Below are 19243 nucleotides of genomic sequence, written 5' to 3' on the forward strand. Positions count from 1 at the left end.
GATCCAGTATTCCAGAGACTGCGGTGATTCCTCGATAGGCCACGGCGTACTGGATTCCCCGCCTTCGCGGGGAATGACAGCGAACCCTAGCCCTACTCCGCCGGATTGGGCGGCGTCGACACGTCGGTCCCGGTTGCGGCCTGCGACGCCGCCGCCTTCTTCTCCACCATCCCGACCGCGATGATCGAACCCTCGTAGAGCGCCAGCAACGGAATCGCCAGCGAGCACTGGCTGAGCACGTCCGGCGGGGTCAGCACGGCTGCGATGACGAAGGCGATGACGATGAAGTAGCGGCGCTTCTCGCGCAGCATTTTCGAGGTGACGATTCCAATGCGGCCAAGCAGCGTCAGGATCACCGGAAGCTGGAAGGCGATGCCGAAGGCGAAGATCAGCGACATCATCAACGACAGATATTCGCCGACCTTGGGCAGCAGCTGGATCTGCGCGGTCTCGTCACTGCCGGCCTGCTGCATGCCGAGCGAGAAGCGGACCAGCATCGGCAGCACCACAAAATAGACCAGCGCCGCGCCCAGCACGAAGAAGAACGGGGTCGCGACCAGATACGGCAGGAAGGCCTGCTTCTCGTGCTTGTAGAGCCCGGGCGCGACGAACTTGTAGATCTGCGTCGCGACGATCGGGAACGAGATGAAGCCGGCGCCGAACAACGCGAGCTTGAGCTGGGTGATGAAATATTCCAGCAGCGCCGTGTAGATGAACTTCGAATTCTCGGGACCCGCGACCCACACGAACGGCCAGACCAGCACGTTGTAGATCTGCTTGGCGAAGAAGAAGCAGAAGATGAAGGCCACGCCGAAGCCAAGCAGCGCCTTGATCAGCCGCGACCGCAGCTCGATCAGGTGGTCCATCAGAGGGGCTTTGCTGGCCTCGATATCGGCGTCGCTCATGACGCTTTGACGTCCTTGATCGCCTCGGATGGCGCAGTGTCTTGCATGACCTGAGCCTGCTCGACCTCGCGGGTGATCGCGAGCGGCTCGTTCACGGCCGCATGCGCCTCGGCCTCCACGAAGGTCTCGGGCGTCGGCGCCTCCGGCGTGGTCGGTGTCGCCGGCGTTTCGCTTGAAATCGCCAGCGCTTCACTTGCAATCGCCGGCGTTTCGCTTGAAGTCGCCGGCGTTTCGACGGCCGAGGTCGTGGAGGTTTCGGCCGGCTTGTCCAGCGCATCGACGCGGAGCGCGTCGCTGACATCCTTCTGGAGCGAGGTCATCAGGTTGTTGCCGGCAAAGCCGGAAGCGGCTTCCTTGACCTCGTCGAAGCTCTTCTTGAGGTCGGCCATTTCGGCCTCGCGCATCGCTTCCTGGAATTGGCCCTGGAATTCGGCAGCCATCTTGCGGGCCTTGCCCATCCACTGCCCGACCATGCGCAGCACGCCCGGCAGCTCTTTCGGGCCGATGGCGACCAGGGCCACGACCCCGATCAGGACCAGTTCACTCCACCCGATGTCGAACATGAGGTCTTCCGTTCACGCCAGCCGCGACCGGCCCAATCCTTCGCGCTTAGGATCGGCGCCGTCACCCGCGTCTCGCGTACGCCTGCTCAGACGGCCTTGCTGCCGACGTCGGACCGGGCCGCGGTCGGCGGCGCGGTGTTGTGCTCTATCGACTTGGCCGGCTCAGGCTTGTCGGCGACCTTGTCGTCGTCCTGCATGCCCTTCTTGAAGGCCTTGATGCCCTGCGCCACGTCGCCCATCAGATCCGAAATCTTGCCGCGGCCGAACAGCAGCAGGACGACTGCGATCACCAGGATCCAGTGCCAAATGCTAAGCGAACCCATCCTGCAACCCTCCAAACACACTTGGCCGGGGACCCGGCCGATCTTCCCCGAAACCTAGGCGCGGCAGGCCTCAAAAACAAGGACCAAGGCAGCGCCAATTCGCTGTTGGCGCTACGTAATCTTGCCAGTGTTAACTGGTCGCAGGGGGCCTCTCTTAACGGCCGGGACGTCAGTCCTCGCTGCCACCCTCGCCGCCCTCATTGCCGCCTTCCGGCGTCTCGGGCTCGACCGCAGGCGCCAGCGCCAGATCCAGGTCCTCGCCCGGTTCCAGCGGATCCTCGTCCTCGCGCAGCTGCGGGTCATCCGACGGGGTCGGCACGCTGAATCCAGTCGGCAGGCGCGAATCCAGCAGGCCCGTGCCCTTCAGCTCTTCCAGGCCCGGCAGATCGCCAAGCTGTTCCAGGGTGAACTGCGACAGGAAGTCCTCGGTGGTTCCGAAGGTCAAGGGGCGGCCGGGCGTCTTGCGACGACCGCGCGGCTTGATCCAGCCGGTTTCCAGCAGCACGTCGAGCGTGCCTTTCGAGGTGACGACGCCGCGGATCTCTTCGATCTCGGCGCGCGTCACCGGCTGGTGATAGGCAATGATCGCCAGTACCTCGATCGCGGCACGCGACAGGCGGCGGGTCTCGGTGCTCTCCCGCGTCATCAGCCAGGCGAGATCGCCGGCGGTGCGGAAGGTCCATTTGTTGGCGACACGCACGAGATTGACGCCGCGCAAGGCATAGTCTGCCTGGAGCTGTTCGAGCGCGGCCTTGACGTCAACGCCATCAGGCATGCGCTTGGCCAGCGTCGCGGTGTCCAGCGGTTCATTCGAAGCAAACAGCAGCGCTTCCAGCAGCCGCAGCTCTTCAGGACGTGCCTGGGACTCGTTCTCCATCGGCTCGGCCTCTTCTACCCGCACTTCAGCCAGGCTTGCCATGGCAGCTTCTCCTTCTTGCACTTAACCGACCGGCGCATCAGGCGCAGGAGCTGCGTCCACGACCGGTTTCGGGCGCCCCTTCCGGAAATAGATCGGCGCGAACGCCTCTTTCTGGTTCAGCTCGAGCTGACCTTCGCGCACCAGCTCGAGCGCGGCGGCAAAGCTCGAAGCGAACACCGTCGCGCGCTGCGTCGGATCGGCGACGTGGCGGACCAGGAAGTCGTCGAGAACGCCCCAGTCGTCCTGTTCGCTGATGCTGCCGACCAGCCGCTCCAGCGTGGCGCGCGCCTCGGCGAGCGACCACACCGTGCGCTTGGCCAGATGCACGCTCGCCAGCACGCGCGACTGGCGCTGCGCGGCATAGGCAGTGAGCAGGTCGTACAGCGTCGCGGTGTATTTCGGGTGCTTGATCTCGGCGATCTGCTCGGGCTCGCCGCGCGGGAAGATGTCGCGCAGCAATTGCTGCCGGTTCATCAGCCGGTTGGCGGCTTCGCGAATGGCTTCCAGCCGGCGCAGGCGGTTGGCGAGTGCGGTCGCCATCTCTTCGGCGCTCGGGCCTTCCGCACTCGGCGGCTCCGGCAGCAATAGGCGCGACTTCAGGAAGGCGAGCCAAGCCGCCATCACGAGGTAATCGGCGGCAAGCTCAAGCCGGATCTTTCGCGCGGCTTCGATGAAGTGGAGGTACTGGTCGGCCAACGCCAGGATCGAGATCTTGGCGAGATCGACCTTCTGCTGCCGCGCCAGCGCGAGCAGCAGGTCGAGCGGGCCCTCATAGCCCTCGACGTCCACGACCAGCGCCGGCTCACCCTCGGCGAGCTCTGCAGGCCGCCCGGTTTCAAACGATAGGATTTCTGCGGTCATGCGGATGCCGTGTTTGCCCGTGCGATCAATGCGTCCAGTTCGGCGCGTGCGGCCGCCCGGTCGAACCGCTGCGGTGCCTTGCGCGACGCAAGTGCGGCCTTCGCCCGCGCCAGCGCCGTGCCGGACAGCTCAGGTGTCTGGCCGGCGACCTCGCGCATCTCCTCGATGTTGCCGTTGCAATGCAGGGCCATGTCGCAGCCGGCCGCGAAGATGGCGCGGGTCCGTTCGGCGATATTCCCCGACAGCGCGTTCATCGACACGTCATCACTCATTAACAAACCCTGGAACCCGATCACGCCGCGAATCACCTGAGTGATCATTGTCGCAGAAGTCGTCGCCGGATGGGCGGGGTCGACCGCGCTAAACACAACATGTGCAGTCATGGCCATCGGCAGGTCGGCCAACGGCTTGAACGCCGCAAAGTCGGTCCGGTCGAGTTCGTCCCTCGGGGCATCGACCGTCGGCAGCTTGAAATGGGTGTCGGCGGTGGCGCGTCCATGACCGGGAATGTGCTTGAGAACGGGCAGCACGCCGCCCTGCTCCAGGCCCTCGGTGACCGCGCGCGCGATCGCGGCGACCTTGCCCGGCTCAGTGCCGTAAGCCCTGTTCCCAATGACGCCATCGGCCCCCGGCACCGGCACGTCAGCCAGCGGCAGGCAATCCACGGTAATGCCGAGATCGGTGAGATCCGACGCAATCAGCCGGGCGCTGAGGCGCGCAGCCGCCAATCCAAGGACCGAATCAGCGTCGTACAAGGTCGAGAAAATCGCGCCCGGCGGATAGACCGGCCAGTGCGGCGGGCCCAGCCGCTGCACCCGGCCCCCCTCCTGGTCAATCAGGACAGGCGCGTCAGCCGCGTCCGCAACCGACCGCAATTCCGCAACCAGCGCAGCGACTTGAGCCGGCGTCGCGACATTGCGCTTGAAGAGGATGAAGCCCCATGGGCGTTCGGCACGGATAAACTCCCGCTCGGCGGCGGTTAGTTCCGTTCCGGATACACCGGTAATGAAGGCCCGCGTGCTCATAACGGCCGATTAACCCTGCCCCGCGAGGGGGTCAAGGAAACGGCCGTTAATTCCTCTGGACGAAGCAGGCGGACAGGCCAGCGGACTTCAGGCTGTTGCAAGCCTGCGTCGCTTCCTCGGCCGAACCATAGGGTCCGGCGAAGGCGCGATAGACGACCCCCTTGCCCTTGTCGGTCAGATCGACCCGCTTGATCACCGGCGAGCGCGATCCAAGCACGCTGCCATATTTGCTCTGAAGCACCCGGTAGGACGCGGCCGCGCTGTCCTCGCTCTGCTGCGAGGAGACCTGCACGACGTAGCCGCCACCACCATTGGTGGCGGGCGTGAGTTGCGTCGGGTTGGTCGCAGCCATCCGCTGCGGCACCTCCGCAACCGGCGTCGATTGCGGTGCAAGCGAGAGCGGCTGGTTGGCACTGGCATTGGCCGAAGACGGCGGATTGCGCGGCGCAGGCGGCGCGGCGGGCACGGCAACGGGCTTCGGCGCGGCTGCCGTCGGCTTGGCGGCTGCGGATTGCGGCGTGGTGCTATCGGTCTGATCGCCCCTCACGGCCACAGTCCTGATCGAGCGCGGCGTGTTGGCCGGCAGCGTGCCGTTGCTCGGGATTGGACCCGCGCTTGGCGGCGGGATCGTGGAAGGCGCGACGCTCGCCACCGACGGCGGGTTCGCGTTCTGATTCAGCGGCGGGAAGACCACGCGCGGGCCGCCCGCCTTGGCAGCGACGTCGACAGGCGCCTCTTCGCGCGGCACGATCTTCTCGGAGCCGTCGCCGCTCGCCATGCGATCCGGCACCTTGGCCGAGGAGTCGGTCGGCGCCGGCACGATCTTGGTCGGCGTGTTGTCAGCCTTGATGATCGGCGGCTCGCCGCTGCGGGGCGAACCGACATAGGTCTTGTAGGCGAAGGCCGCGCCAGTGCCGACCACGGCAAGCGCGAGGATCGCCGCGACCGTCATCATGCCGCCGCGCGGCTTCTTCGGCTCGTCGAGATCGGCCTCGGGATAGTCGCTCTGGAACGCGTAAGGATCGTCCGGATAGGCGGGATCGCGCTGATAATCCTGCTCGCCACCCTCCAGCCGTCCATAGAGCGCGTCGTCGTAGCGCGCCGGATCGGGTGGCTGATGCGGCTCCTGATAGGCTTGCTCCTGGTAGGCCTGATCATGCTGCTGCTGAGCGCGGCCCTGATGGGCCTGATCCTGATGGGCCTGCGCTTGATGGGCCTGATCCTGGTAAGCGTGGTCCTGATAGGCCTGCGGCTGATGGAAATCAGGCTCGGGCGCGGTCGGCTGGGCTGAATAGCGGTGCAATGGATGAACCGGGTTCACGGAAACGGGATAGTCGGGCTCGGGCGCCGGCTGCGGCTGCACGTTGGCGCGCCGCATCCATGAGGGCGGTCCGGGCGGAACCGCCGGCGGAGCCTGCTCGGCATAGTCCTGCGGATAGTCGTGGTCCTGATAGCTCTGGGCTGGCGGTGCCGGCGGCTGCGTGCTCGGTCGCCCCTGCGCAGCGAATGGATCGGTCTGTCCGATCAGGCGGGCGAGTTCGGCCAAGGGATCGTTGTCCGCCTTCCCATGCTGATCGCTAGCGCGACCATAGCCATCGGAAGGAAACGTTCTGTCCTGATATCGTTCGGCCATCGTGATGATGCGTCCCTTCGGGAAAGCCGCGCGCCCCTCGACCAAGGCGCGGCTTTCGACCCACAAGGCATTCAACCAAGTCTAAGCGGTCCGGCTTCTGCCGGTTCCCCCCAAAATTCCCCTTAAGTAGTTCGCCCCAAACTACCGCATCTCGTCCGGAGCATGGACGCCGAGGATGGCGAGGCCCGATGCCAGGACAGAGACGACGCCCTGGACCATGGCCAGTCGCGCCTTTGTAAGATCTGCATCATTATTGATAATGAAGCGTAAATAGGGCAAATCGCGCCCCTTCGTCCAAAGTGCGTGAAATTCGCTCGCTAAGTCATAGAGATAGAAGGCAATTCGGTGCGGCTCATGGGCTGCTGCGGCGGCCTCCAGCATGCGAGGAAAAATTGCGAGGCGCTTGAGCAGCTCGAGCTCGACCGGGTCCGACAGTCGTTCCACGGCCGACTCGCCGAGCCACGCGATGCGCTTGCCGGTATCCTCCGGCAGTTCCGGGAACACCTCGGCCCGGGCGTTGCGGAAGATCGAGTGGCCGCGGGCATGGCCGTACTGGACGTAGAACACCGGGTTGTCGCGCGACTGCTCGATAACCTTGGCGAGGTCGAAATCCAGCACCGCGTCGTTCTTGCGGTAGAGCATCATGAAGCGAACAGCGTCCTGGCCGACTTCGTCCACCACCTCACGAAGGGTGACGAAGTTACCGGCTCGCTTACCCATTTTCACCGGCTCGCCATTGCGCAGAAGCTTGACGAGCTGGACGATCTTGACGTCGAGCGCCCCCTTACCGGAGGTGGTTGCCTTCACCGCCGCCTGCATGCGCTTGATGTAGCCGCCATGGTCGGCGCCCCACACGTCGATCATCTCGGCAAAGCCGCGGTCGAACTTGTTCTTGTGATAGGCAATGTCGGAGGCGAAGTAGGTGTAGGAATTGTCCGACTTGATCAGCGGACGATCGACGTCGTCGCCGTAAGCCGTCGCCTTGAACAGCAGTTGCTCGCGGTCTTCCCAGTCCTCGACCGGCGCGCCTTTCGGCGGAGGCAGGCGGCCCTCGTAGATATCACCCTTGGCGCGCAGGAAATCGATGGTCTCGGCAACCTTATTGTTGCCGCTCTCGATCAGCGAGCGCTCTGAGAAGAACACGTCGTGGCGGATGTTGAGGGCAGCAAGATCGTCCCTGATCTCGTCCATCATCATCGCGATCGCCTTGGCACGCGCGATCGGCAACCACTCGGCTTCACTCATCGCGCGCAGTTTGTCGCCGTGCTCCTTCGCAAGCGCCTGCCCGACCGGCTTCAGATAGTCGCCGGGATAAAATCCCTCGGGAATCGCGCCGATATCCTCGCCAAGCGCCTCGCGATACCGCAGGAAGGCGGAACGCGCGAGCACGTCGACCTGGGCGCCAGCATCGTTGATGTAATATTCGCGGGTGACGTCGTGGCCACCGAACTGGAGCAGGCTTGCCAGCGCGTCGCCGAACACGGCGCCGCGGCAATGGCCAACATGCATCGGTCCGGTCGGGTTCGCCGAGACGTATTCGACATTGACCTTGGTGCCACCGCGGACGCGGCCGTAGTCAGCCCCCTCGCGCAGCACCGTCCGCAGCGCCTCGGCCCAGGCGGCCGGCTTCAGCGTCAGATTGATGAAGCCGGGACCGGCGACGTCGACCTTGGCAATCAGCGCGTCGGCTCGGAGCCGCTCGGCGATCTGCTCGGCGAGGTCGCGGGGCTTTGCCTTTGCCTCTTTCGCAAGCACCATGGCGGCGTTGGTCGCCATGTCGCCATGGGAGGCATCGCGCGGCGGCTCGACCACCACGCGCGAGAAATCGATACCCTCGGGCCAGTTGGCGTCCGCTGCGAGCGCGCGGCAGGCGGCGTGCACGCGTGCGAGCACGTCGGCGAACAGGTGCAGTGCTGAGGATGTGTCGGGCATGGCCGCCGCCTAACGCAAATCCGGGGTCGAGTCAAAGAGCCGCTGGTGCTCGGTCAGGGCGAAACGGTCGGTCATTCCGGCAATGAAATTGCCGATCCGGCGGGCCCGGTCGCCCTCATTGTCCGCCTCCGCCCCCAGCAGCCATTCCGGTGGCAGCTCACCGGGCGATGTCAGGTATTTTGCGAACAGGTCGAACAGGATCTGTTCCGCCTCCCCCATCACCCGCATCACCCGCTTGTGGCGGTACATGTGCTGATAGAGAAACCGCTTGATGGCGGCCTCCTCCTCGGCAACCGCGGCCGGGAACGTGACCAGCGCCCGGCTCTGCTGGCGCACATCCTGGGCCGATTGCGGTCTCACGGAGGCGAGGTTCTTCTGCGCCTCCGCAAACACTGCACCGATGAGGTGCGAGATCAGCTCGCGCACCAGCTCGGCGCCCCGCCTGACGTCTTCGAGATCTGGATAATGCGCTGAGGTCTCGGCGATGATCTCCGCCGTCAGCGGCATCACCTTGAGATCATCGAGATGGAACAGGCCGGCGCGCAGACCGTCATCGATGTCGTGGGCGTCATAGGCGATGTCGTCGGCGATCGCGGCGACCTGTGCCTCCAGCGAGGCGAAGCTCCACAATTCGAGATCGTAGGTCTTGATGTAGTCGGCGATGCCGACCGGAATGCCATGCTCACGATAGGGCCCGACCGGCGCGCCGCTGCGATCCGTCAGCGGGCCATTGTGCTTGACGATGCCCTCCAGCGACTCCCAGGTCAGGTTGAGACCGTCGAACTCCGGGTAGCGATGCTCGAGCGAAGCGACGACGCGCAAGGTCTGGGCGTTGTGGTCGAAGCCGCCGAAATCCTTCAGGCAGGCATCCAGCGCCCGCTCGCCGGCGTGCCCGAACGGCGGATGGCCGAGATCATGAGCCAGCGCCAACGTTTCCGTGAGGTCCTCGTCCAGTCCGAGCTGCCGGGCCAGGGCGCGAGCGATCTGCGCCACCTCCAGCGAATGGGTCAGCCGGGTGCGGTAGTGGTCGCCCTCGTGGAACACGAAGACCTGGGTCTTGTACTTCAGGCGGCGGAACGCGGTGGAGTGGATCACCCGGTCGCAATCCCGCCGGAACGGGCTGCGGGTCCGGCTCGGCGGCTCCGCGACCAGCCGGCCGCGGCTGCGGTCGGGGTCGCAGGCATAGGGCGCATGAGGGGCTGCCATTCCGACGGACACGACGAATTTAGTCCCTATCCATTTGATTCTGCGTATGCTTGCACTTAACTATGCCGGACCCGGGATACCAAATGAATTGGGCAAGTGAACTTGGTATGACCGCGGGACTATCGGAGACGAGCTATGACGACTGACGTGACCATCAGTGACCGCGCCGCACGCCGGATTGGGGAGATCCTCAAGGGCGAAGGTTCTGGCGCGATGCTGCGCATCTCCGTCGAGGGCGGCGGCTGCTCGGGCTTCCAGTACAAGTTCGACATCGACCGCGACCGCACCGACGACGATCTCGTGATCGAGCAGGAGAATGCGGTCGTGCTGGTCGATTCCGCCTCTCAGCCGTTCCTGGCGGGCTCGCAGGTCGATTTCGTCGATGATCTGATCGGCGCCTCGTTCCGCGTCAACAATCCCAACGCGACGGCGTCCTGCGGCTGCGGGACCAGCTTCTCGATCTAGCCCGACTTAAAATCTGAAAAACAACCCCATGCACAGTAGCCGGGAGTCGGCACGATGCATTTCGGACTTTACGAAAACCGTTTGACGCGTCGGGCAAATCAGGGGGTAACTTGTGATCATCGCGAGGTCCCCAAGGGGGCTCGGCGGGTCCGATACAGTCTGACGCCGAAGCGGCCCCTGCCGCAGTCCAATCATTCTCGCGCCATTTTACGACGGGCACGCTCCTACGCCCTTCCCGCGGTGGCGCCCGCGTCACGAATGATTCCGGCGTCGTGCGGCTCGCCAGGGCGTGAGCCGCGGAATCCAGCGCGGGACATTGGCCCGGAAATCCTCGTACTCCGTTCCGAAGCTACGAACGAGCGCCGGCTCCTCGTACCCCACGACAAACGCGTGGAAGGCAAGCCACACCAACACACCGTACCCAAGAAGGCGCTGGTCGCCGAACAAGACCGCTTGGCCCAAAATGACGGCGACAAGGGCAACGTAAATAGGATTGCGCACATAGCGATAGAGACCCGTCACCACGAGGTTCTGCGTCGGTGCGATCGGCGCCGGCGTGCCCAATCCTTGCAGCGCAAAGCGTGCAAACGAGTCGACAAGCCCGGGTAGACCGGCAACGATCAACAGGATCCCGATGGCGCGTGTCGCGTCGAGATCGAAGAAGGGCGGCCGAAACTCCCAACGCGTAATCCACCAGGGAACGAGCCCCGCCACCGAGCTAGGCGCAACCGCAAAGAAGAGGGCAGAGCCCAATACCGCGATCGTTTTCCGCACGGCACCTCCTTCCCGTCCTGTCGCAATGTTAATGCAGCCATGTCCGGTCAGCGCGTTCAGCGGAAGTAGGCGGTGGCCCCATCCAAAATCCGGTTGATCATCATAGCAGCATCGGCGGCTCACGTCCGCCCTGGGCAGCAGCCGAGCAAAATTGAACGTTGCATCATACCGCCACGACGAAGCAAGTAGTGCCCATCTTCATCTGCCGTGGCGTGCCAACAGCGGTATTAAATTATCCAATGCGTATTATTGATCGTCTGTTCTCTTGCCTCGCTCTATTCCTTGCAATGGCAGCCGTCCCGGTGTTTTCCGTGAGCGCTGCCGAAACCTGCCGATTCATCAGCGCCCAGGAGCTCGCCGGCGCGATGCCGGCGCTCAAATGGTCACTGATTTCAAATCAGGACGGCCGCGGCTGCATCTATCAGGGCGGACGCGGCGACACGATGATGTTGACCGTATTCCGCAATCCCGACAAGGACCGCGCCAGGGAATTGTACGTGACCTTCGTCAAGACGCTTGGCGAGCGCTTGCCGCTTAACGCAGTCGCTGACATCGGCGACGAAGGACGGGTCGGAACGAGCGTCGCCGGCGCAGAGCGCCAGGAGGCCTCGGTCGTCGCCTTGTCCGGCGATTACATTCTGCAGATCAGCGTCTATCCGATCGGCCGGCGCGCCGATGGCGCGCTGCTCGGGCCGATCGCCGAAGCCGCGCGCGTTGCCATCGCCAACGTGAGCAAGAGCAGCGAACGGTTCGGCAATTGCGAGTGGCTCACTGCCGCCGATGCCGACGGCTTTCTCGACAAGGGCACGCTGACGGTCCAGCGGACCGGCGCGGGTAGCTGCATGATGTTCGATCGCGAGGCCAACACCATGACCGTCGCGGTGATCGCGATCTCGCGCGACACGGTCATCGGCATGATGAAACGCCCCGGCCCGTGCAAACACGTGACGATACCCGAGCTCGGCAGTGAAGCGTTCGGCGAGCATTCCTGCACCAAGGGCAACGGCAACGCCGTCAACATCTATGTCTGGAAGAGCGGCCGGCAGGCTTCGATCCTGTTTGCGCCGGTCAAGCCGCATCCCGAGTCCGGCTCGGTCGAGCGCCTGAGGGCGGTCGCCGGGCGCGTCTATGGAAAACTGTAACGGCGCAGCGTTACATTGCCGGCGTACGCGCTCGTAGCCATCCTGCGGCTGCGGGACCAGCTTCTCGATCTGAGCGCTTACGCGCCGGTCATCTGCCTTTCCTCGTCCGTCCACGCGACCTCAATCGGCGTCAGCTCCGGTTGCAGCGGCACGTCCTCCGACATGGCGTGGCCGTCGAGCGCGCGCAGCAAGGCGGCGGCGAGCGCGGGCTTACGCAGCGGCTTTGCCAAAAAATCCGACATGCCGGCCTCGCGGCAAATCGTGACGTCCTCGGGGAAGGCGTTGGCGGTCAGCGCGACGATCGGCAAGGCTTCGAAGCGCCCGCCCTGTGCGCGGATCGCACGGGTCGCGGCAAGGCCGTCCATGTCCGGCATGCGCACATCCATCAGCACGACATCGTAATCGCTCTCCGAGGCAGCCTCGACCGCCTGGACGCCGTCGGTGACGACGCGCAGCTCGACGTCGAACGCCCCCAACATCTTGGTCACGACCATGCGGTTGACGGCATCGTCCTCGGCAACCAGCACCTTCAGCGGCCGGTCGAGCCCCGCAATCCGCGCCTTGAGCTCGTCGGCTTCATCGCTGCCCGCCGCCTGGTCGGAGGCCTGCGCCTGGCTCCAGGGCAGCACCAGCGTGAAGCGGAAGGTCGAGCCCTCGCCTGGCGTCGAGGTGACGCCGATGGTGCCGCCCATCTGCTCGATGATGCGCCGTGAGATCGCAAGCCCAAGCCCGGTGCCGCCGAAGCGGCGGCTGATCGAGGCGTCGGCCTGCGCGAAGTCGGAGAACAGCTCCCCGAGCTTCTCCGGCGCGATGCCGATGCCGCTGTCGGTCACGGTCCATTCCACGGTCGCAAGCAGATCGCGGCGCGCCTGGCAGGTGGCCTTGATCGTCACCTCGCCTTCGTCGGTGAACTTTACCGCGTTGGAGGCGAGGTTGAGCAGCACTTGCCGGATCCGCGCGACATCACCGCGCAGCGTCGGCGGCAGGTTCGGATCGAACTCGACCTTGACGGCGAGCCCCTTGCTCTTGGCGCCTGCGCGCACGACGGTCGCAACCGTCTCGACCAGCGCCTGCGGCGCAAAGTCGATCGCCTCGAACGCGAAGCGTCCGGCCTCGAGCTTTGACAGATCGAGGATATCGTTGAGGATGCGCTGCAGATTGTCGCCGGACTCGCGGATCGAGGTGACGGCCTCGTGCTGCTCCGGATCGAGCTTGGTTTCCAGCAGCATGCTGGCAAGCCCGAGCACGCCGTTCATGGGCGTGCGGATCTCGTGGCTCATCACCGCGAGGAAGTTGGATTTGGCGCGGCTCTCGGCCTCCGCCTTTTCCGCGCGCCAGCGCTCGGTGACGTCGCGGCCGAAGCCGCGATAGCCGAGGAACTGGCCGTCGCGGTCGTAGGCCGGCTTCGCGGTGAGCGACCACAGCCGCGCCTCGCCGCCGGCGACGACCTTGAGGTTCATCTCGTGCAGCGGCTCGCTCTGCTCCATCAGGCCGACGACGTTGTAGGCTGCGCTCTTGTCGTCGGGACAGAGCATGTCGAGCACGTCGATGAAATGCGAGCCCTTCAGCAGCGGAAGCGGAAGCTGTGCCACGTCGGCGAAGCGTTGGGGCACGTCGATGAGATGCCCCTCGGCGTCGGTCTGCCACAACCAGTCGCTGGCGTTCTCCTGAAAGTCCTTCAGCAGCAGCGAGATGATCTCGGTCTGACGTTCAAGCTCGAGCCGGGCCTTGAGATTGCCGAGGAACAGATTGCCCTGCGAGACGATGTTGCGCGCCATGAAGAACGCGAACAGCAGCAGGAACACCGCGGTCAGCAGATATGGCCCGGTGCCGCACAGGAACAGCGCGCCGGCACAGGCCATCGTCACGGTCGCGAGATAGACGAGGCCCGCGCGCGGGAAGGTCGACAGCGTGAAGGCGCCGCCGGACATCATGCCGACCATCAGGCAGGCCAGGATGAGCTGACTGGTCGGCTCGACCCGGCTGAACAGTGCGAGCGGCAGCGTGCCCCAGATCGCCGCGAGGAAGAACGCCTGCCGCAGCATCTGCCGCGCGGCGCGCGATGACGCTTCCTGCGGCGGGTTTTGATGCGACCGCCGCCACGCGCGCACGGCAAGCGAGGCGGTGACGGCGAGGGTCATGCCCCAGATCGCGAGGAAATCGTTCCAGCCCCTGCCCCAGAACAGGATCAGCACGATGGCGACGTTGAGCATGGTGACGGCCATCGTCACCGGGATTGCGCGCATCACCGCGTCGATCTGCTTGGCGCGAATCCGGCGCAGCTCGCGCTCGCTGAGATCGGCGGTCAGGCCGTCCTCGATCTCGAAGCCGCCGAGCCAGTACAGGAACGCGCCGATCAGGCCGTCGCGCGGCTCAGCTTGCTTCATGGATTTGTCCGGCCATCCCATTCGAAAAACCTTTTCGGTATCAATGGCCCGAGCCCGGCTTAAGCCGGGTTAATTTTGTGGGAGATTTTGCGGCGTCCTTGACGGGCGCGTTTGCAGTTTGTTCTAACCATGGCCCCTGCCCGGAGCCCCACCAATGCCCATCAGAGTTGCTACCTGGAACGTGAACTCGGTCCGGCAGCGGATCGACCTGCTGTTGACCTGGCTGAAGGAGTGCCAGCCGGACATCGTCTGCCTGCAGGAGATCAAATGCGTCGACGAGGCCTTTCCGCGGCTGGAGATCGAGGCGCTGGGCTACAACGTGGTCACCCACGGTCAGAAGACCTTCAACGGCGTCGCTTTGCTCTCGAAGCTCCGCTTCGACGAGACCAAGTCGGGGCTCGCCGGCGACGACGAGGACGCTCACGCCCGTTTCCTCGAGGGCGTGGTCACGCTCAAGCACGGTGTGATGCGCATCGCCTGCCTCTATCTGCCCAACGGCAATCCGGTCGGGACCGAGAAATATCCCTACAAGCTCAAATGGATGTCGCGGCTTCTTGAGTATTCGAGGGAGCGCCTCAAGGCCGAGGAGCCGCTGATCCTCGCAGGCGACTTCAACGTCATCCCGCATGCCCGCGACGTCCACAACCCGGCCGCCTGGACCGAGGACGCCCTGTTCAAGGCCGAGACGCGGGAGAGCTTTCAGTCCCTGCTGGGCCTCGGCCTCACCGACGCCCTGCGCGCAGTCACCGACGAACCCGGGCTCTACACCTTCTGGGACTACCAGGCCGGCGCCTGGCAGAAGAACCATGGCTTGAGGATCGACCATCTGCTGCTGTCGCCGCAGGCCAGCGACCGGCTCGCCAATGTCGGCATCGACAGCTATGTGCGGGCTTGGGAGAAGCCGTCGGACCACGTGCCGGTATGGGCGGATCTGGATCTGGAGGCGGCTTGAGCTGATGCCTGGAGGCGCTGGATGGCGCCGGCGGACTGCGCTTCGCGCAGCCGGCGGACTGCGCTTTGCGCAGCCGCGGGCTAACCTACCCGGCGGGGGTACCTACTACCGGCGGCCCTGAACGCCCTGCACCCACTGTTCCAGCATTTGCAGGCACATGGCGCGGTCGTCATCCGAGGCCTTTGCGAAAGCGCGGTTGTAGCTTTCCTTGATCCAGGTTTCCTCGATACCGGCGCTGTCACGCGCCAGCGTCAGCCACATCAGGCCGCGCGCGGCCTGCCGCGGCAGGCGGTCGCCATTGAACAACATCTGGCCGAGCAGCGCCTGCGCCTCGTGCTGCCCCTTCTGGGCGGCAAGGCCGAGCCAGCGCGCGCCATAGCGGAAATCCTCGCGCGAGGCGTCCGGGGTCTTCAGATACAGCCGGGCGAGATCGTACTGCGCATCCGCGTTGCCGAAATAGGAGGCCGCATAGGAGAACATCTCCCGCGCCCGGTCCGTATCCGGCTTGATTTTCGAGTTCGGGATACCGCTCAGATAATAGCGGCCGAGCGCGACGAAGGCGTTGGCCACGACCTGCGCCTGCGGCGCCGACGGGCTGTCCTCGGCATGCGCATTGGCGATGCGGCTGAAATATTCGAAGGCGCGCACGTCGTCCTGGGCGACGCCGTCGCCGTTGGCATACATGCGGCCAAGCTTGAACTGAGCGCCGGGATGACCGCCTTCGGCGGCATATTGCAGGGCGCTGAGCGAGGTTTCCTGGGGCGTGGTCGCCGGTGCCGCCACCTTGCTGCGCACGGCACCCGCGGCGCCCGGCAAGGTGGTCACGACCGGAAGGGCCGCATCCTTGCTGGCCGAGCCGTCAAAGGCGAGCGCCGGCGCGGCCAGCGCTCCGGCCCCCAACACAAACGCAACTATGGCACGCCTAGATGTCCGCATAGCACTGTTTCTCGTGCGCGCCGCCCGGATGGGTTACTGCCCCACCGACCGCTGGTCCAACCTGCTGAGCATACTTCCAGAGCGCACCCGACGTGTGGTTAGTCGCGCGAGCGCTCCATTTGGTCTTGCGCTGGGCGAGCTCCTGGTCGCTCAATTTTACGTTAAGGGTACCTGCGACCGCGTCGATCTCGATGATGTCGCCATCCTCGAGCAGCCCGATCGGGCCGCCGATGGCGGCTTCCGGCCCGACATGGCCGATGCAGAAGCCGCGGGTGGCGCCGGAGAAGCGGCCGTCGGTGATGAGCGCGATCTTGCCGCCCATGCCCTGGCCGGTCAGCGCCGCGGTGGTCTGGAGCATTTCCCGCATGCCGGGACCGCCCTTGGGGCCCTCGTAGCGGATCACGATGACTTCGCCTTCCCTGTAGGTGCGGTTCTGGACGGCCTCGAAGGCGTCCTCCTCCCGGTCGAAGCATCGCGCCGGACCGGTGAACCTCAGGTTAGACATTCCCGCGACTTTCACGATCGCACCTTCTGGCGCCAGATTGCCCTTCAGACCGACCACACCACCTGTGACGGTGATCGGCTTGTCTGCCGGGTGCACCACATCCTGGTGCGGATTCCACTTCACGCTTTTGAGGTTTTCGGCGATCGTTCGACCGGTGACCGTAATGCAGTCGCCGTGGAGAAATCCGTTGTCGAGCAGCGTCTTCATCAGAAGCGGTATGCCACCTACTTCAAACATGTCTTTGGCGACATAACGGCCACCCGGCTTCAAATCCGCGACATATGGTGTCTTTTTGAAGATTTCGGCGACGTCGAACAGGTCGAACTTGATGCCGCACTCATGCGCGATTGCCGGCAGGTGCAGTGCAGCATTGGTCGAGCCGCCGGACGCCGCGACCACGGCGGCGGCGTTCTCCAGCGCCTTCCGTGTCACGATGTCGCGCGGCCGGAGATTGGAGGCGATCAAGTCCATGACCTTCTCGCCCGCGGTCATGCAGAAGGCGTCGCGGATTTCATACGGTGCCGGGGCGCCGGCCGAGTACGGCAGCGCCAGCCCGATCGCCTCGGAGACGGTCGCCATGGTGTTGGCGGTGAACTGCGCGCCGCAGGCGCCCGCCGAGGGGCACGCTACGCGCTCGATCTCGTCGAGGTCCTCGTCCGACATGGCGCCGACCGAGTGCTTGCCGACCGCCTCGAACATGTCCTGGACGGTGACCTGCTGGCCGCGGAAATTGCCGGGCAGAATCGAGCCGCCGTAGATGAAGATCGAGGGCACGTTGAGACGGACCATCGCCATCATCATGCCCGGCAGCGACTTGTCGCAACCGGCAAGGCCCACGAGCGCATCATAGGCGTGGCCGCGCACGGTCAGCTCGACGGAATCGGCGATGCACTCGCGCGACGGCAGCGACGAGCGCATGCCGTCATGGCCCATGGCGATGCCGTCGGTGACGGTGATGGTGCAGAATTCACGGGGCGTGCCACCGGCGGATGCCACGCCCTTCTTCACCGCCTGAGCCTGGCGCATCAGGGAGATGTTGCAGGGGGCGGCCTCGTTCCAGCAGGAGGCGACGCCGACGAAGGGCTGGTGGATCTGCTCGGTGGTCAGACCCATGGCGTAGAAGTAGGACCGGTGCGGCGCGCGCGTCGGGCCTTCCGTCACATGACGGCTCGGCAGCCTCTGCTTGATGTCGGTCTTCGCGTCCATCGCAAACCAGTTTCCCCGGCCAACCCTTTCAGACCCGAAAAATCAGAGCCAAGATTTGAATCGACCTTGGGATTTCCCGTCCTTCGAAGACCGCCGATGCCCTTCAAACTTTAGAGCGATTTTATTCATGTTCGGGTGTGGCTAAAAAGCGGCGCTGATGCGAACGGACGGAGATAAGGGTTTAATCCAAGATGAGTGTTGCAGAGACGGCACAATCGTGGCTCGAAGGACACGCGCGGGACTACTGAGATACCCTCGTGAAGATGACGATCCACAACTCAAGATCGCTTCCTAGGCTTGGCGCACCTGACTTCGACTCGATGACGAAGCGCACTAAGGTGAGTCGGTGCCGCCCTCCTTTGTCGGCGATACCCCACCCTCTCCGGACCGTAACAATAGCCCACCCGCAAATGCGCCGCAGGCGAAGGCAGTTCAATCCGTCAGGTCGAGCCTCATGAACTGGTTGTGTGGGCTTGCCTCATAGTCGGCGAACGGCGCGCAGGAGACGAAACCGGCGCTGCGGTAGAGCGAGATGGCGGGCGCATGCAGTGCTGCCGTGCCGGTCTCCAGGCTGAGGTGCACGTAACCCCGCCTGCGGGCTTCAGCGACGATATGGCTCAGCAGTGCGCGCCCTACCCCGGTGCCCCGCGCAGCCGGCGCGGCACGCATCGACTTCACCTCGCCATGGGTATGATCCAGCTCCTTCAGCGCACCGAACCCGCGCAGGATATCGTCCTGCCAAGCCGTCCAGAAGGTCACGGTGGCAGCCGAAAGGCCGGTGGCATCGAGAGCGAAGGCGCGCTCGGCCATGACGCTGCGCAGCTCCTCGAGATGATGTGCCAACAGGTCGGCGACATAGGGCGCCGTCGGATCGTCTCGTCTGATCTCCACCTCATCCCCCTGCTGTCGCACGCGTGCCACCGCTTAAGCGCAGGTGACACGCCCGCGGCATAGCCATTATCGGCGCTATTCCCAAGTCAGCGCACCACCATTCTGGTATTCGATGACGCGGGTCTCGAAGAAGTTCTTCTCCTTCTTCAGGTCCATTGCCTCGGACATCCACGGGAATGGGTTCTCGACCTCGGCGAACACCGGAGCGAGCCCGATCTGCGCACAGCGCCGGTTGGCGATGAAGTGCATGTACTGCTCGCAGAGCGCAGCATTCAGGCCGAGGAAGCCGCGCGGCATCGTATCGCGTCCGTAGGCGGCTTCCAGCTCGGCTGCGTCGCGGATCATGCCGCGAACCTCATCCTGGAACGCCGCCGTCCACAGATGCGGGTTCTCGATCTTGATCTGGTTGATCACGTCGATGCCGAAGTTGAGATGGATGCTCTCGTCGCGCAGGATGTATTGATACTGCTCGGCGATGCCGACCATCTTGTTGCGGCGGCCAAGCGACAGTATCTGCGCGAAGCCGGTGTAGAACCACATCCCCTCGAACACGACATAGAAGGCGACGAGATCGCGCAGGAAGGCGCGGTCGCTATCCGGCGTCCCCGTCTGGAACGA

The 19243-nt window shown here is 64.7% G+C and carries 18 protein-coding genes; 3 read left to right on the forward strand and 15 right to left on the reverse strand.

The window, feature by feature from the left end:
- Positions 1–92: 92 nt before the first annotated feature.
- From tatC to AC5ZFO_RS21230, 9 genes are all read right to left on the reverse strand, one after another.
- Positions 93–905, reverse strand: a complete 813-nt coding sequence (tatC, locus tag AC5ZFO_RS21190; protein WP_014495053.1) for a twin-arginine translocase subunit TatC — start codon at positions 903–905, stop codon at positions 93–95.
- Positions 902–1468 carry a Sec-independent protein translocase protein TatB gene (gene tatB / locus AC5ZFO_RS21195; protein ID WP_282518986.1) on the reverse strand — a complete coding sequence of 189 codons (567 nt, stop codon included), beginning with the start codon at positions 1466–1468 and terminating at the stop codon, positions 902–904. Before tatB ends, tatC begins: the two co-directional genes overlap by 4 nt.
- 86 nt (positions 1469–1554) lie before the next feature.
- Positions 1555–1791, reverse strand: coding sequence for a twin-arginine translocase TatA/TatE family subunit (locus AC5ZFO_RS21200; RefSeq protein ID WP_282518985.1), 237 nt, complete (start codon positions 1789–1791; stop codon positions 1555–1557).
- Positions 1792–1960: 169 nt separating this feature from the next.
- Positions 1961–2710, reverse strand: a complete 750-nt coding sequence (gene scpB / locus AC5ZFO_RS21205) for an SMC-Scp complex subunit ScpB (RefSeq protein ID WP_063983111.1) — start codon at positions 2708–2710, stop codon at positions 1961–1963.
- 21 nt (positions 2711–2731) lie between these two features.
- Positions 2732–3571, reverse strand: a complete 840-nt coding sequence (locus AC5ZFO_RS21210) for a segregation and condensation protein A (RefSeq protein WP_028152462.1) — start codon at positions 3569–3571, stop codon at positions 2732–2734.
- Entirely contained in the window at positions 3568–4596 is a 1029-nt protein-coding gene (gene nagZ / locus AC5ZFO_RS21215; RefSeq protein ID WP_282518984.1) for a beta-N-acetylhexosaminidase, read from the reverse strand. The genes AC5ZFO_RS21210 and nagZ overlap by 4 nt, the downstream gene beginning before the upstream one ends.
- Before the next feature lie 46 nt (positions 4597–4642).
- Positions 4643–6229, reverse strand: a complete 1587-nt coding sequence (locus AC5ZFO_RS21220; protein ID WP_282519571.1) for an SPOR domain-containing protein — start codon at positions 6227–6229, stop codon at positions 4643–4645.
- Positions 6230–6370: 141 nt separating this feature from the next.
- Positions 6371–8161: an arginine--tRNA ligase gene (gene argS / locus AC5ZFO_RS21225; RefSeq protein WP_282518983.1), complete on the reverse strand. Its 1791-nt coding sequence runs from the start codon at positions 8159–8161 to the stop codon at positions 6371–6373.
- A 9-nt stretch (positions 8162–8170) separates the two neighbouring features.
- Positions 8171–9379 carry a deoxyguanosinetriphosphate triphosphohydrolase gene (locus AC5ZFO_RS21230; RefSeq protein WP_282518982.1) on the reverse strand — a complete coding sequence of 403 codons (1209 nt, stop codon included), beginning with the start codon at positions 9377–9379 and terminating at the stop codon, positions 8171–8173.
- Between the two features lie 123 nt (positions 9380–9502).
- On the opposite strand from AC5ZFO_RS21230, the gene erpA reads away from it, so the two are divergent.
- Positions 9503–9832 carry an iron-sulfur cluster insertion protein ErpA gene (gene erpA / locus AC5ZFO_RS21235; protein WP_014495044.1) on the forward strand — a complete coding sequence of 110 codons (330 nt, stop codon included), beginning with the start codon at positions 9503–9505 and terminating at the stop codon, positions 9830–9832.
- Between the two features lie 252 nt (positions 9833–10084).
- On the opposite strand, the gene AC5ZFO_RS21240 is transcribed toward erpA, so the two are convergent.
- Positions 10085–10606, reverse strand: a complete 522-nt coding sequence (locus AC5ZFO_RS21240) for a methyltransferase family protein (protein WP_282518981.1) — start codon at positions 10604–10606, stop codon at positions 10085–10087.
- 239 nt (positions 10607–10845) lie between these two features.
- On the opposite strand from AC5ZFO_RS21240, the gene AC5ZFO_RS21245 reads away from it, so the two are divergent.
- Positions 10846–11748, forward strand: coding sequence for a hypothetical protein (locus AC5ZFO_RS21245; protein ID WP_306664204.1), 903 nt, complete (start codon positions 10846–10848; stop codon positions 11746–11748).
- Positions 11749–11825: 77 nt separating this feature from the next.
- Here the strand turns inward: AC5ZFO_RS21245 and AC5ZFO_RS21250 are convergent, their stop codons facing one another.
- A complete protein-coding gene (locus AC5ZFO_RS21250) occupies positions 11826–14156 on the reverse strand; it encodes a hybrid sensor histidine kinase/response regulator (RefSeq protein ID WP_282518979.1) in 2331 nt (776 codons plus the stop codon).
- 133 nt (positions 14157–14289) lie between these two features.
- On the opposite strand from AC5ZFO_RS21250, the gene xth reads away from it, so the two are divergent.
- Positions 14290–15087: an exodeoxyribonuclease III gene (gene xth, locus AC5ZFO_RS21255; RefSeq protein WP_282518978.1), complete on the forward strand. Its 798-nt coding sequence runs from the start codon at positions 14290–14292 to the stop codon at positions 15085–15087.
- Between the two features lie 105 nt (positions 15088–15192).
- Here xth and AC5ZFO_RS21260 read toward each other — a convergent pair whose 3' ends face one another.
- From AC5ZFO_RS21260 to AC5ZFO_RS21275, 4 genes are all read right to left on the reverse strand, one after another.
- Positions 15193–16023, reverse strand: a complete 831-nt coding sequence (locus AC5ZFO_RS21260; RefSeq protein ID WP_282518977.1) for a tetratricopeptide repeat protein — start codon at positions 16021–16023, stop codon at positions 15193–15195.
- Positions 16010–17734, reverse strand: coding sequence for a dihydroxy-acid dehydratase (gene ilvD, locus AC5ZFO_RS21265; RefSeq protein ID WP_038976266.1), 1725 nt, complete (start codon positions 17732–17734; stop codon positions 16010–16012). The genes AC5ZFO_RS21260 and ilvD overlap by 14 nt, the downstream gene beginning before the upstream one ends.
- A gap of 432 nt (positions 17735–18166) precedes the next feature.
- Complete coding sequence (locus AC5ZFO_RS21270; RefSeq protein WP_282518976.1) at positions 18167–18625, reverse strand: GNAT family N-acetyltransferase; 459 nt, start codon at positions 18623–18625, stop codon at positions 18167–18169.
- A gap of 75 nt (positions 18626–18700) precedes the next feature.
- Positions 18701–19243: ribonucleotide-diphosphate reductase subunit beta (locus AC5ZFO_RS21275; RefSeq protein WP_496122491.1), on the reverse strand; the 543-nt coding region annotated here is incomplete at its 5' end.

Source organism: Bradyrhizobium sp. Unk1, assembly GCF_059512345.1.